Annotated in this window: 13 protein-coding genes; 8 read left to right on the top strand and 5 right to left on the bottom strand. The window is 48.4% G+C overall.

The window, feature by feature from the left end:
- Positions 1-263 precede the first annotated feature (263 nt).
- Entirely contained in the window at positions 264-3,236 is a 2,973-nt protein-coding gene (locus OXH39_23265; protein ID MCY3553389.1) for a dockerin type I domain-containing protein, read from the top strand.
- On the opposite strand, the gene OXH39_23270 is transcribed toward OXH39_23265, so the two are convergent.
- Entirely contained in the window at positions 3,233-3,361 is a 129-nt protein-coding gene (locus OXH39_23270) for a hypothetical protein (GenBank protein ID MCY3553390.1), read from the bottom strand. The genes OXH39_23265 and OXH39_23270 overlap by 4 nt on opposite strands.
- A 32-nt stretch (positions 3,362-3,393) precedes the next feature.
- Between OXH39_23270 and OXH39_23275 the strand changes: the two genes are divergently transcribed.
- The gene (locus tag OXH39_23275) at positions 3,394-4,521 is read left to right on the top strand and encodes a Gfo/Idh/MocA family oxidoreductase (protein MCY3553391.1); all 1,128 of its coding nucleotides are present in this window, start codon (positions 3,394-3,396) and stop codon (positions 4,519-4,521) included.
- A gap of 100 nt (positions 4,522-4,621) precedes the next feature.
- On the opposite strand, the gene OXH39_23280 is transcribed toward OXH39_23275, so the two are convergent.
- The 4 genes from OXH39_23280 to OXH39_23295 form a co-directional block, all read right to left on the bottom strand.
- A complete protein-coding gene (locus OXH39_23280; protein ID MCY3553392.1) occupies positions 4,622-6,790 on the bottom strand; it encodes a hypothetical protein in 2,169 nt (722 codons plus the stop codon).
- 426 nt (positions 6,791-7,216) lie between these two features.
- Positions 7,217-7,981, bottom strand: coding sequence for an SDR family NAD(P)-dependent oxidoreductase (locus OXH39_23285; protein ID MCY3553393.1), 765 nt, complete (start codon positions 7,979-7,981; stop codon positions 7,217-7,219).
- A 3-nt stretch (positions 7,982-7,984) separates the two neighbouring features.
- Positions 7,985-8,818 carry a bifunctional 5,10-methylenetetrahydrofolate dehydrogenase/5,10-methenyltetrahydrofolate cyclohydrolase gene (locus OXH39_23290; protein MCY3553394.1) on the bottom strand — a complete coding sequence of 278 codons (834 nt, stop codon included), beginning with the start codon at positions 8,816-8,818 and terminating at the stop codon, positions 7,985-7,987.
- Positions 8,819-8,968: 150 nt separating this feature from the next.
- A complete protein-coding gene (locus OXH39_23295; protein MCY3553395.1) occupies positions 8,969-9,418 on the bottom strand; it encodes a hypothetical protein in 450 nt (149 codons plus the stop codon).
- A gap of 232 nt (positions 9,419-9,650) precedes the next feature.
- Between OXH39_23295 and OXH39_23300 the strand changes: the two genes are divergently transcribed.
- From OXH39_23300 to OXH39_23325, 6 genes are all read left to right on the top strand, one after another.
- Positions 9,651-10,823 (top strand): FIST C-terminal domain-containing protein, encoded by a 1,173-nt coding sequence (locus tag OXH39_23300; protein MCY3553396.1) that lies wholly within the window; start codon positions 9,651-9,653, stop codon positions 10,821-10,823.
- 16 nt (positions 10,824-10,839) lie between these two features.
- The gene (locus OXH39_23305) at positions 10,840-11,676 is read left to right on the top strand and encodes an SMP-30/gluconolactonase/LRE family protein (protein ID MCY3553397.1); all 837 of its coding nucleotides are present in this window, start codon (positions 10,840-10,842) and stop codon (positions 11,674-11,676) included.
- Positions 11,677-11,767: 91 nt separating this feature from the next.
- Entirely contained in the window at positions 11,768-12,550 is a 783-nt protein-coding gene (locus OXH39_23310; protein MCY3553398.1) for a LamG domain-containing protein, read from the top strand.
- Positions 12,551-12,616: 66 nt separating this feature from the next.
- Positions 12,617-13,168 (top strand): O-methyltransferase, encoded by a 552-nt coding sequence (locus OXH39_23315; GenBank protein ID MCY3553399.1) that lies wholly within the window; start codon positions 12,617-12,619, stop codon positions 13,166-13,168.
- A 102-nt stretch (positions 13,169-13,270) separates the two neighbouring features.
- Positions 13,271-14,401, top strand: a complete 1,131-nt coding sequence (locus OXH39_23320) for an aminotransferase class I/II-fold pyridoxal phosphate-dependent enzyme (protein MCY3553400.1) — start codon at positions 13,271-13,273, stop codon at positions 14,399-14,401.
- Between the two features lie 191 nt (positions 14,402-14,592).
- Complete coding sequence (locus tag OXH39_23325; protein ID MCY3553401.1) at positions 14,593-14,799, top strand: hypothetical protein; 207 nt, start codon at positions 14,593-14,595, stop codon at positions 14,797-14,799.
- Position 14,800 lies beyond the last annotated feature (1 nt).

Consider the following 14,800-nt stretch of genomic DNA (forward strand, 5'->3'; position numbering starts at 1 on the left):
GTGCTGGCTCATACCAAACAGTGCTGAACCAGAAGGGCGGAGTCATATCTCCGCCCTTATTCTTGGTCTGAAAAATAATAGTTACGGTAATTCGTCCCCTTTCAATTTATAGTAAAACCTACAATTAATTAGACATTGTGAAAAGGCGAGGATACAATCCTCACCAGCGGCGGTGAGCGTTCTAATCGCCAAACAACTGTCTCCATATTTTCAGGTTTTACTATAAATATTCTTTCGCTTCTACAAAATACTCAGGACGCTTCATGAACAGAATCCGTATTTTCGTACTCAACTTAATTCTCATTTCAATCATAAATCAACAAATCGGTTTTGCACAGGATGTTTCACAATCACACGTCCCCGATGGTGCTATGGTACGTCTGGGAAAAGGCAGAATAAACGGGATAACCTATTCCGCAGATAGTACTCAACTTATCATCGCCAGTAGCATTGGGGTTTGGAGATATAATATAGATACCGGTGAAGAATTCCCTTTGCTCACAGAATATACCGGTTTTGTTCCGAGTATCGCGTATTCTCCAAACGGTCATATACTTGCAAGCGCAGATGAGGATAGCAGTGTGCGTTTGTGGGATGCCAATACCGGGCAACCAATCGCTCCACTTGCTGGACACACCGATTCGGTGACCTCCGTAGCATATTCCCCGGACGGGAATATGCTTGTCAGTGGCGGTCGGGATAATACAGTGCGTTTGTGGGATGTCAACACTGGACACCTTAAGGCAACGCTCACTGGACATTCGGATTGGGTGACCTCCGTAGCATATTCCCCAGACGGCAGACACATCGCCAGCGGCAGCGAAGACAGTACCGTGCGTTTGTGGGATACCAACACGGGTGAATTGACTGCTACGCTCACTGGACATACTGGTTGGGTTTATGATGTAGCCTTCTCACCAGATGGTAGGTGGATAGCCAGTGGAAGTAGAGACCGCACGGTACGTCTGTGGGATGCTAATACAAGCCAACCTGTTGCTATATTTATAGGGCACACCGGCTCGGTGACTTCTATCGCGTATTCGCCCGACGGTCGCACAATCGTGAGTGGAAGCAGCGATAATACTGTGCGTTTATGGGATGTTATCACTGGCAAATCTATTGCCATGCTTACGGAACATACGGGTCAAGTGACATCGGTTGCGTATTCCCCCGATGGTCGCACACTTAGCAGTGGAAGTGGGGATGGAACCATACGTTTATGGAACACCGATACCGGTAAACTTATCGTTACGCGCACAGGTTATATTGATAGGATAACTTCAGTAGCGTATTCCGCCAATGGTACAACACTCGCCAGCGGGTGTGCGGATGGAACCGTACGTTTGTGGGATGCTAACATAAGTCAACCCCTTCCCACATTTATTGCACATCCCAACGAGGTAGCTGCTATAGCATATTCCCCGGATGGTCGGACAATCGCGAGTGTCGGAGGTATTGGCGATAATACCGTGCGTTTATGGGATGCCACGACAGGGCAATCACTTGCTGTACTCACTGGACATGTTTCCTCCGCTTATACTGTTACGTATTCCCCGGATGGTCGCACAATCGCCAGTAGTGGTGGATTTGGAGGAAACATTATCCGTTTGTGGAATACTGCCACGATGCAACTCAAAACAACTCTCACCGGACATACCCGTAGGATTAGTTCCATTGCTTTTTCACCGGATAGTCGCACGCTTGTGAGCGGGAGTCGAGATGGGACAGTACAATTGTGGGATGTCAACACTGCACAACCCAAAACTACACTCACAGAGCATACTGACACCATTTATGCCGTAGCATATTCCCCGGATGGTCGAACGATTGCAAGTGGCGGACGAGATGATACTGTACATTTGTGGGATGCTGAAACGGGGCAGCTCAAAACCACCCTCATTGGACATGCTCACGATGTCCGATCCGTGGCATATTCTCCAGATGGAGACACACTCGTAAGTGGCGGTGAAGATGGCACGGTCCGGTTATGGGATGCTGCTACAGGGTATTCGATTGCAACACTCGCTGGACATACCAGTTGGGTAACATCAATTGCATATTCTCAGGGAGGCAAAACACTCGCAAGTGGAAGTGAGGACGGCACGGTCATTCTGTGGGATTTTACCTTACTCCGTACACAGCAACAACAGCTACAGCAGGCAATATCCCAACTTCAACAGGATCGAGATCAGCCTAAAGTGCGGTTGATTTATTTTCATCCAAGCGACCGCGCGCCCGATCACCGTATAGAATCACAGGCAGATAGGGTGATCAAGGATGTTCAACTCTTCTATGCACGTCAGATGCAACACCACGGGTTCGGTATAAAGACCTTCACGCTTGAAACGGATCTAACCGGCAAAGCAGTGGCGCACCATGTAGAGGGGAAATTTCACGAAAAATATTATCACGACCAACCCTACGACAAAATCTTGGAGGAGCTTGATACACAATTTGACAGATCTCAGGATATTTTACTCGTCTTTTTGGAGGGGGGCGATAGGGACATTCTGGGACATAACGTCTGTGGTCTTGCTGGAACTCATTCATCTGGCGGCGGTACAGCGATCCTCCCTGCTACTGACAATTGTTTTAGTTTTCGTATCGTTGCCCATGAACTTGGGCATGCTTTTGGCTTATATCACGATTTTAGTGAACCCAATCTTATGGATGATGGCAGCAGATACTTGGCTGAACTTTCCCCATGTGCCACTGAAGCGTTAAATGTACACCCATTTTTCAACACCCCTCAGGACGATCTCGCACCGACAACCATTCAGCGGTCGCCGCTGTTTGCGTCTTCGTCCAATATTGTCCGTCTCCATTTTGAAGTAACTGATCCGGATGGTCTCTATCAAGCGCAGTTAATTACGCCATCAACGCCTCAAGATCCGATTCAAGGATATAAAATGCTTGACTGCAAACGATTAGACGGCGAACGTGCCACAATCGAATTTACTGTCTCTGAATTAATAGCGGTCCCAGAGATTTTTATAGGTCTTCAGGTGATTGATGTTCATGGAAATGTGACACTACAGTGGCAGAAAAACGAGATAGATCCCTTCGGACCTCTTGATGTGAACAAGGATGGGGTCGTGAACGTCTTAGACCTGGTATTGGTTACCTCACACTTCGGGCAGACGGAGACATCAGATCGTGCAGATGTAAATAAGGATGGAGTCGTGAACATTTTAGATCTGGTGTTGATTACTGATGGGATAAAAATTGATAACTAACAGAGGCGTTCATTTCTCTTGTAGGCAAGGTCGCTGAATTCCGAATCTTGATTACTGATGGCTGATAACCGACAACCGATAACTGTCGTTGCATCTATTTCGTGTACGTGATAGGATACACGCATAAGAAAGCGTTATCTGCTGGAGGTTAAAATTTATGAGTCGTATACGGATAGGTGTTATCGGTTGTGGTGCAATCGCACAAGTACATCATCTCCCCAATCTTACCGCGCTCCATCGGGAATTTGAGGTGCCGATTGTCTGTGATCTCTCTCGCGGTGCTGCACAAGCGGTTGCAAAACGATTCCATGTTCCCCAATTCGTGACGGATTACAATGAATTGTTGGCGACGGATGTAGATGCTGTACTGCTATGCCACGGAGACCCGAAGACGCAGGTGGCACTCGCTGCGTTTGAAGCGGGGAAGCATGTCTTTATTGAGAAACCCGTCTGCTTTTCACTTCAGGAGATGGATGCGATGTTGGCAGCGCAACATAAGGCTGGCACCGTCGCGCAAGCCGGTTATATGAAAGTGCATGATCCTGCTTTCCAGGTCGCTAAGCGTGAAGTGGATACGATGGAAAGTTACCGCTTCGTCCAGATTAACCATCTCCATCCGAATAATAGTTTACACCTAAGCCAATTCGATGTTGAGCGATTCAACGATGTTCCAGCGGACGCGTTTAAGCCAGCGGGCGCGGCGCGTGAAAAAGCACAGGCAGAAGCCATCGGAGAGTTGTTATCACAAACCGGACTTGAAAGCGACATCCAAAGCAAGGCAGCACGAGTGTTCTATCTGCTTGCTGGCAGCATGATCCACGACATCTATAGCCTACGGGTAATGCTCGGCTCACCGAGTGAGGTAGTTAGCGCGGAAGTCTGGTCCGAAGGACGCGGTGTGACGATTGTGTTTGGCTATCCGAATGGCGCACGCTGTGTCGCTACGTGGGTAGACCTTCCAGATTTATGGGACTTTAGGGAGACGTTGGAAATCTACGGCGATACCAAACGTGTACTCGTATCCTATCCGACCGGTTTTTCTCGGGGTATCCTGTCAGAAGTGACGATATACGGAATAGATGCCGATGGCACGACCTATAGCAAGACACCTGCGGTTGAATGGGAGAGCGCGTTTGTGAGCGAACTACGTCATTTCCATGCTTGCATCACGGAAGGTGAACCCTGCTATACCTCACTGGAATCAGCGCGAAACGACATCGCACTCATCATCGACGTTGTGCGGTGTTATGTACAACGGGGACCCGTTGTGCGTGAAAGCACATAGATAACAACGCTGTTGGAAAAAGAAAAAAATCTGGGCAGTTCCGAAAACCTGCCCAGATGGTTATAGATATTGTGGTCTGGTGACCGATCCTACTTTGGGATTATTCTTCTTCCACGGGTTCGACAGGTAACTCAGGTAATTCTGGAATCATCCCATCACCTATATCCATATCTTCACCTTTTATCGTGACTGTTATATCTTTATAACCCGTCACGATGAATCCATCAATGATGAGTTTAGCTTCGACAGTCGGCGGTGGTCCAATATCCTCTGGGAATGGTAATCCATCAAGCGGTGGAAAACCTTCGGGGAGTTGTAAATCTGATGGTATTTCACCATCACCGTTCCCGCCGTCCTCACCATCTTCAGGCATCTCGCCGTCTTCTGGCATTTCACCATCACCGTTTCCGTTATCCCCTTCTTCGCCATCTTCTGGCATTTCACCGTCTATTGGTGGCAAGAAATCTTCAGGAAACGGGATATCTCCCGGTAGTAGATCTGTTGGTAATCCTGGGAAGTCTCCACCAAAGGACGGTATCAGGGTTACCGTGATTAAACCTGGATCCACCTGAGCTTCCAGCATCTGTTTAATCAGTTCGTCCAGATTTTTGGGTGTGGGTTGTTCCTCTTCGGCACCAAATCCACCAACTCCGAAATCGGGAACGACTGCGAAATCGGGAACGCCATCAATTGGCGGTCCAAACCCCTCGAACCCAAAAAAGCCAAATGAACTGCCAGAAACATTAATGTTTGCCTCACCGGTGGGAAAGTCTTCAGGAATTTCGAGCGTAATATCTCTCTGGATTGTCCGTTCATCCCCAGCGGCACTCCAGTGGGGAAGCAGCACGATTGAGACCGTCGCACTTTCACCCGGTGTAATCTCTTCAGGCGCGATAACCTCTGTGATCTCTGCTGTGGTGATTTGTGGTTTGTCCGTGACGGAGATTGATACCGCTTTCAGTGTCGCTTTACCAGTACTGTTTGTAAGTGTATCGCTGAAAAACTGGACAATCTGACCTGTGTTTACCAACACATCTTCAGATGGAGAGGCGGAAGCACTCCGAAACGATTCAGTATAAACGGTATCGGTTTCTTGAAACTCGAGCGTAACAGTTGTATCAACAGTAGCATTGCTGAGTTCCATCCGAAGTGCCGCTACAGTAGCCGAGGCAACAAGAGGAATATACGATTCTTGTCCGTACGCCACACGATGATGTTTCTCTATCGCTGTTGAACTATTCGCCGGATGGTAGGAGACCTTGACAGGAATCATTGGTGGCGGTGCACCAAATTCACCGACGATCGCTGGTGTAAGGTCTTTCGTTATCGTTCCGATTGGATTCCCGTAAATGGAAGCAGATTTATAGGATGCCAGTAAATTTGGAACAATGCCATTGGTGACGGCTCTATATACTGGCAATGCGGACTTTCCGGTGCCGTACATCGGATGCCCGAATGCCACAAATTTATCGTCGTAAACTTGGGTCACAGTTCCAAAGCCTATTGCGTTCACAATGTCCCCCGTCGCTATGGCAACCCCAATCATATCGCCTGCTGATAGTTTCGGCGAGGTCCCCGCTGGAGGTGCCGCGGGTGCGCCACCAATATGGGCAAACAATTCAACGAAGTTGCGTTGTGCATCAGGGAGCTGTGTAGAAAATTCCTGAATCTTATGTGGTTGTATTCCGGTGATCATTATAGGCGTTTTAACTGGCGCGTAGGTAGCATTAATTCCTGCAGCTGGCGCGGCAGGTGCAGCCTCTTGCTCGAGAAATTCACCGAGCGGCTGGTGATCAATCGAAGCTTCCATTGCATCAATTGATGTTACCCAGAACCGAGTAGGTGCTGTTGCGAAGAGGTCACCAAGGGCAAGCGCGCCCATGATACGCCCCGGCGGACCGACTGGACTTCCCGACATTCCTTGGGCAATGCCACCCATAGCCTCAGCCGATTCATCCATCAGTTCGCATTCATAAAGTGGAAATCCGAAGCCGAAATCTCGAACGCCACGAAACCGAGCCTGAAGTACAACTCTGCTCGTGCCTTCAAGCACTGTAACGATTTGAACGGGCGTTTTATCCACCAGTTTCCGGGCTTCGTCCTCATACATATTTTCAAGGACGACATCCCCTAAGAGTGGGGCGTTCAATCCAGTTATTGTATCGCTTATCAAAGGATTTTCGGTTTGCATCTGCTCTTCGTCGGGAGAACAGCTCAATTGACAAAAAATCACAATAGCGATGCTTGTCATCATAAAGAATTTTTTCACTTTTACTCCTTGATAAAAATGCTTGACCCCTTAGGTCAGCTCTTGTAAGTTAGGCAAAATCTTTCGATCATGCGTCCATTCGTTGGATTAGTATATTCCAACGCAAATTCTCTTTGAAAAAGATTCGGATTACCTATTTGCAAGTGAGATTTGTAACCTCACTATCGGAAGTGGGCTTAATCCTAAAATCAACTATAACAACGTTAATTTGGGGACAGAAGATTACACGAGGTTGTGAATTATTAACACAAGGGCGAGGATACAATCCTCGCCAGCGTTGGTGGAGAGTTTGTTCCCTGACGAACTGTAAACATATTTTCGGATTCTACTATAAGACTCTCAAACTATTTGTGAGACGCGCTGTACATAAAAATGGCGCGGTTGGGAAACCGCGCCTACATTTTGGAATTTAGAGAAGCCTGGGAATTACCAAGCGACCCAGCCACCATCGACTGCGATTGTTTGTCCAGTCACCCAGTTCGCTGCATCTGACGCTAAGAATAGCACTGCACCGACAACTTCGTCCACCTCGCCGACACGTCCCATCGGGATACGGCGGACGACATCCTCGTAAAATTCTTTACGCTGCAAAAGCACATCCGCGAGCGGGGTTCGAGTAAACGCTGGTGCGACAGCATTCACCGTTACGTTGTGGGGTGCCCATTCAACGGCGAGTCCTTTGGTTAAAAGCACGACACCGCCTTTGCTCCCCGAGTAGGCAGTACGTAATGGACCGCCGACCAATCCCATCGTTGAGGAGATGTTGATAATCTTCCCGTTCTCACGTTCTATCATCGGTTTGACGAGCGTCTGTGTCAGAAAGAACAGACCCTTGAGATTGAGGTCATAGATAGCATCCCAATCCTCTTCGGTTAACTCAAGTGCGGGTTTCGGGCGGTTGGTGCCGGCGTTATTGACGAGGACATCCACTCTACCCCAGACATCAATCGCTTCTTGTGCGCCTTTAGCGACCTGTGCAATATCGCTAACATCGAATACAACTGATTCCGCTTCACCACCGTCGGCGCGGATCTCACCCGCGACCTCTTCAAGGTCAGACGGTGTACGGCTATTCAAAATAACCTTTGCCCCCATCTGCGCGGCGGCGAGTGCGATACCCCTGCCGATGCCTTTGCCCGAACCCGTGATTAACATCACTTTATCTTTTAACTCAAATCCTGGAAACGCCATATTTTAGCCTCCAATTGCTAATTTTAAAGTATTTTCTAATAACATCGCGCGCGTCATGGGACCGACGCCACCCGGTACCGGTGTGATAAATCCAGCGACCTCTTTAACTTCCTCAAATTTGACATCCCCGACTGCCCGTCCGTCAACATGGTTAATACCGACATCAATGACGACGGCACCGGGTTTTACCATATCTGCCCTGATGAATTCGGATCTACCTACGGCAGCGATGAGAATATCCGCTTGTTGTGTTTGCGCTGGCAAATCGGCTGTTCGGGAATGGCAGTAGGTGACGGTGGCATTCCGATTCAGCAACATCAACCCGACAGACTTACCGACGAGTGGGCTTCTACCAATACAGACGGCATGTTTGCCTTCGATCTTTTCGCCTGTCAATTCAATCAAACGGATAATTCCGGTTGGTGTACAAGGTGTCACATGCTCGCGATTGATGAGCAGATTCCCTAAATTGACAGGGTTTAACCCGTCCGCATCTTTATGCGGGGCGATCATGTCAATAACCGCCTCTTTATCTATGTCCTCCGGTAGTGGCATTTGCACAAGGATTCCATGGATGTCCGTTCGCTCGTTGAGAGTTTCAACGTGTTCAATGAGACTCTTTTGGCTAATAGTTGCTGGTAGACGATGGACTTCGGAATGGAAATGTACCTTCTCACAATCACGTTGTTTATGTTTGATATAGAGCGTTGACGCGGGGTCATCGCCGACTTGGACAACAGCGAGCCCTGGGGTAAACGTCAGTTTTTTTAACTTTTTCCGAATTTGGGTCCGGGTGCGCTGTGCAAGACGACTACCATTAAGGAGTTCGGCTGACAAATCCCTTTTCCTCCAATTTATGCTTCTCTTGAATCAATGTATTATCGCAAAATTATTTGATTCCCCAGTAGAAGAGGTGCCGAGTTATGACACTTCTAAAGCAAAAGAGAGCCGCCTATAGAAGTTGGTGACTCTCTGACGCTAAAAGCCCTATTCAGTACCGTTTTGTGGCACGCCGGGAGGCGGTTCAGTGAAGGTCTCGCCGCGCTCCTCCGCCTCTGTTCGACGGGCATGCCAAGCCACGATCTCTTGATAAACCTCGGCTTTGCCTTCCGCTTTGCCTTCCGCTTTGCCTTCCGCTTTGGCTGCCTGAATTCGTTTTTCTTGTCTCGCTAAATACCAATCTGACAATAACATGAGGAAATCTATGCCTCCCACTATCATTCCAACAAATGCTCCCCCAACGGGGATAAAGTCCGAAGTATCCTTCAGTACATTTTGAATGGATTCGTGCCCTTTCCAACCTCTTGTTAGTTCATAATCTAAAGCGATGTAACCATAGATGATAACAAAGAAAGAAATCAGAAATAGGGCAACCCCCGCTTTCCCTGTCCGCCAAAAGTCTCTTACGGCTCTCCAGAATACTCCTGATTTTTTCAAAATGTCCTCCATTAAATTAAAAATATAATAGCATATCCGATATAGATTGTCAACGAAAAAATCTGTCGGTTCTATCGGAGAAATCGCGAGCCGGCACTTCACTCCTACAGGTGTCTGTCGGGGTTTGGAAATCTCGCCTGCTACAAAACTGAGAGTCCTATTCTTTTTACGCAAATTGTTGACCTTTTCTAACAGATACTGTATGATGTGCAACAAAAGGTAGGTGAGAAAAATGATTCATGTAGGTGTAGGACATTCGCAAAGTCTCTCCACTGTGGAAGCAGCGGATCGCGCGACGCTTATGGCAATGGGGAACGCCGGGATTGCTAAAGCCGACCTTGCCATTGTGTTTGCTACCATTAACTATCAGACAGAATATGAAGAATTATACCAAGCGGTTCATGCCGCCTCCGGTTGTGATGAGCTCATCGGGTGTAGTGGAATGACTGTCCTCACTTCAGCAGGGGAGTTTGAAGAGGAACCTGCACTCGCTGTAATGGTCCTCCGTAGTGAGCAACTTTCCGCTGTGTCATTTAGTGCACAAGGGACAGCGTCCGAGATTGGGGAACAGATACACGGACGCATTCAGTCGGGACTTGAAGATGACTCGCTCTTGATAATTTTCCCAGATGTTCGTGCTGTGAATCCAGCGGAACTTGTGGAGTGTATCGGTAGTGATGGGACTACCTTGCCTATTGTAGGTGCTGCTGTTTCCGGTGATGCGACGGGCGCGCAAATGTACCATTGGAAAGGTGATCAGGCAACAGCGGGCGGTGCTACAGGTGCTCTCTTGACTGGGGATTTCAGTGCCGAGATCGGTGTTGCCCAAGGATGTCAACCTATCGGTGAGCCGCGTGAGGTCACGAAGGCGGATGGGCGCGTTATCTTTGAGTTGGCGGATGAACCCGCATTAGAAAATTTCAAGGGAACACTACAAGTGCTAACACAGGACGATATTCGGCGGTCGGGTGGCACAGTTTTCGTCGGAATCGCAATGGATCCTGAGAACAAAAATCCGGCCCGCGGTGATTTTCTGATTCGCAATCTTGTGGGTATTAATGAGGAACACGCCGCCCTCGCCATATCCGAGGAAGTGACAGAGGGGCAACTGGTGCAATTCCATCTGCGGAATCCGCTCGCCGCAGCAGAGGAAATCCAAGCAATTATAACGCAGTTGGCTGAAAAAACACGTTCGCAGTCCCCTGCGTTTGGGCTTTATTTTAACTGCTTAGGTCGTGGCAAAGGATTGTATGGCGCGGCAAATCACGACATCGGCATTATCCAAGAGAAGTTTCCGGGACTCCCTGTTATCGGATTCTTCGGCAATTCAGAATTTGCACCAATTGGCGGACACAACTTCGCCCATGCCTATACGGGTGTATTTGTGCTTTGCTCCGCAAACTGAATTTGAGGGACCAAAAATGAATGAAGAACTTTTTGTGAGTCGAGAATTTACACCCGTCGACGGGTTTACGTCCGGAATTGAGGGACCCGCCTGTGACGCAGCGGGCAATCTATACGCTGTGAACTACGAGAGACAGCACACGATTGGTAAGGTGACACCAGATGGCACCGCAAGCGTTTTCATCGAATTGCCAACCGGTAGTATCGGCAACGGTATCCGTTTCGACAGTGAAGGTTTTATGTACATTGCCGACTACACGAACCACAATGTCCTCAAAGTGGATATGGACACACGGAACATCAGCGTTCATGCACACGAACCGACAATGAACCAACCTAATGACATCGCTATTGGTGCTAACGATATTCTCTATGCCAGCGACCCGAATTGGGCTGAGTCAACTGGGCAAATATGGCGGGTGGATACAGATGGAAAAGTAACGCTACTTGAAGCGGACATGGGCACGACAAACGGCATTGAGGTGAGTCCTGATGAAAAAGTGCTGTATGTCAACGAATCGGCGCAACGTAACGTCTGGGCTTATGACCTATCGGCTGGAGGGGAAATCAGTAACAAACGCCTCCTAATCCAGTTTCCTGATTTCAATATGGACGGGATGCGGTGTGATATTGAAGGCAATCTCTATATCGCCCGGCACGGTAAAGGCACGGTGGCAAAACTCTCCCCCGCAGGTGAGGTGTTATTGGAAGTGCAGTTAACGGGTAAGCTCTGCTCGAATATTGCCTTTGGGGGGCCAGATGGGTGTACCTGCTACGTCACGATGGCAGACCGTGGGAATGTAGAGGTGTTTCGCGCTGACCTCCCCGGTAGAAGTTGGCAGCTGTTCCAATAAACCAATTTTGTGCCAGAATCAAAACATATTTGACAGGTACCACGATTTGTGGTATTATTATACGTATAACTATCTATTATGGAGGTAACACGTGAAACAACTGTTTATTATTTTAATTCTCGCCTTTGCCTGCAGCACTTATGCCGCTGCTGATTTGTTAGAAGGGCTTGTCCTGTACATGCCGCTTGATGAAGGGAACGGTAAAAAGACCGAAGATTTCTCGGAAAACGGCTTTGAAGGTGAACTCACCGGCGGTGCCAAGTGGGTTGATGGTAAATTTGGGAAAGCACTCGAATTTAGCGCATCCAGTGATTTTGTTGCAATTGAGGATGACGAAGCTTTTCACATTGAAGATGAAATCACACAGGCCGCGTGGATTAATCTCAACCGACTGCCGAGCGCACACGCTATTGTTTTCGGCACCCGTATGGGTGGCGGTGGAAGACACATCGGATTCGGGTACGGGATGAACCCCGGAAACGGTATCAAAGTCTGGACGAATGGTGCCGGTGGTGGATTCTTGGACATCAACGATAACAAAACAGGCTTGGATACCGGTAAATGGTATTACCTTTCCTATACCCACACATCGGACAACAAAGGCAAGGTAAAAATTTACGTGGATGGCAAGGTAACCCACGAACAGGATTCTAATAATCCGGTAGCACCTGCAGGGGCTACGAGCCAAATTCAGATCGGCACATGGTCGGGTGAGGCATGGCCTGGTATGGTTGATGAGGTTCGTCTCTGGAACCGTGCGCTTTCTGACGACGAAATGGAACAGAGCATGGAGATGGGGGCTGACGAGTTCTTGGCTGTCAATCCGAAAGATAAACTCGCCACATCCTGGGCCAAGATTAAGAAGCTTCGCTAACGGAAACGAGGCGGCAATTTTTGTCGCCTTTTTCTTTTTATAAAAGAGCCAAGCACGCTGTCCCCTATGAAAAATTACAAATCTGTTTTAAAACGCCTTGAAAAAACCGCGAAACAGTATACCAATATCGCGCCCGAGAACGGGCAATTTCTCTCTATTCTTATCCAATCTATTCAGGCGCGAAACGTCCTTGAAGTTGGGACGAGTAACGGATATTCGACAATCTGGATTGCCGCTGCTCTGAAAGAGACCGGCGGTAGACTCATCACGCTTGAGTTTGACCCGGGACGAGCGAAAGAAGCACAGGCGCATCTTCAGGAAGTCGGGCTGGACAGCATCGTTGAGATACGCGTTGGAAACGCACTTGACGAAATCCCGAAGTGCAACGTAACCTTCGATCTCGTGTTCCTTGACGCTGAGAAAAACGAGTACCGACGCTATCTTGAATTAGCGTTGCCGAATATCCGTACGGGTGGTCTCATCGTCGCAGATGACACCGTAACGATGCGCGATGAAATGCCGGATTATATCGAATACGTCTTTAACACGCCAATATTAAGCTCAGTTGATATTCCCTTGGACGACGGTATTATTGTGAGTTACAAAACCGGAGATTAAGATATAGTCATACATTAAGATACCAAGAGGGCATCCAAAATTTCGCTCCAATCTAAACTCTCAGACAAATCCACCCGTTTTACCGAATCTGTCATCCGTGGCATGACGCAGCTCTGCCTGCGCTACGATGCGATCAACCTATCTCAAGGCACGCCAGCGTATCAACCCCCTCCCGAAGTCAAAGCCGCAGCGATTCAAGCAATCCAGGAAGGATATAATCAATATAGCATCACGTGGGGAGCACCGACGTTTCGAGAAGCAATCGCGCAGAAGATGACGACGTTTAACGACATTCCCACCGATCCTGACAGGAACGTCACCGTCACCTGCGGTTCAACGGAGGGCATGCTCTCCTCGCTCCTTGCAGTTATCAATCCCGATGACGAGATTATCATCTTTGAACCCTTTTATGAGAACTACGGACCGGATACGATCATCTCTGGTGCGAAACCGGTCTATGTAGCATTGCAGGAAACACCGGTACCTGACGGCACTCTTCAATTTACTTATGACGCAACTGAACTCCGAGATGCTTTCTCTGCCAATACGAAAGCAATCATCATAAACACTCCGAATAATCCGCTCGGCAAGGTGTTTAGCCGAGACGAACTTCAACAGGTTGCTGACCTCTGCTGTGAGTATGACTCGCTCGCTATCACTGATGAAATATATGAGCACATGATTTACGATGGAAGACCGCATGTCAGTATCGGTGCTCTGCCGCAGATGCGGGACCGGACGATTACTGTGTCAGGATTAAGCAAAGCGTATTCAATGACTGGGTGGCGATTAGGTTATGTCGTCGCACCAGAGCTGCTAACCGATGCGATCCGAAAAATGCACGATTTCCTGACAGTCGGGGCACCCCACCCACTTCAGCGCGCTGGCGTTGTTGCCCTCAATTTGCCACCGAGTTATCATCAAGAGCTGGTCGCGAAATATGATAAGAATCGCAAACGTCTCGTAAATGACCTCACAGAAGCCGGGTTTGTCTGCCATCAGCCGGAAGGTGCCTATTACATCATGACCGACATCACCGATTTTGGATTTCCGGACGATACGGTTTTTGCCCACTGGTTGGTGAAGGAGATTGGCGTAGGCGGCGTGCCGGGTTCCAGTTTCTACAGCCGTCCGCACTTCGGCAGGACGAAGTTTCGGTTTATGTTCAGCATGGCGGACGACATCCTCACTGAAGCCGCTGAACGATTGATGCAAATCAAAACGAAAATCTGATAAGAATAGTTTTCAGTTTTCAGTTTTCAGTTAAGAGGGTTTCTAGTCCCTGTGGGTGTGGTTTGTAACCGCACCGATTTTGCGGTTTTCGTTAGAACCAATCCGTAGTCCATAACGTAGTGGAGGACGGATTTGAGGGACGTACCTCAAAGTCAAAACGCACTTCATTACTCCGCAAGGTAAAATTAAAAATGGACATTTCTCTTGAAAATGAAACCCAAGATATCTACAGAAGGGAAATTGAGGCACTTATTCAGCGCGACGAGAAGTATAGAGATTTAGGTCCCGCGGAACTTGAGGCGATTGTGCGTGCCTTTGAATTGACTTTGACAAACGGACGTGAGAAGGTCCGAGCACAGATGCTTTATGACCTCATTCACCAAAAGAGAGACGATTGAT

The sequence above is a fragment of the Candidatus Poribacteria bacterium genome (genome assembly GCA_026702755.1).
Taxonomy (GTDB): Bacteria; Poribacteria; WGA-4E; order WGA-4E; family WGA-3G; genus WGA-3G.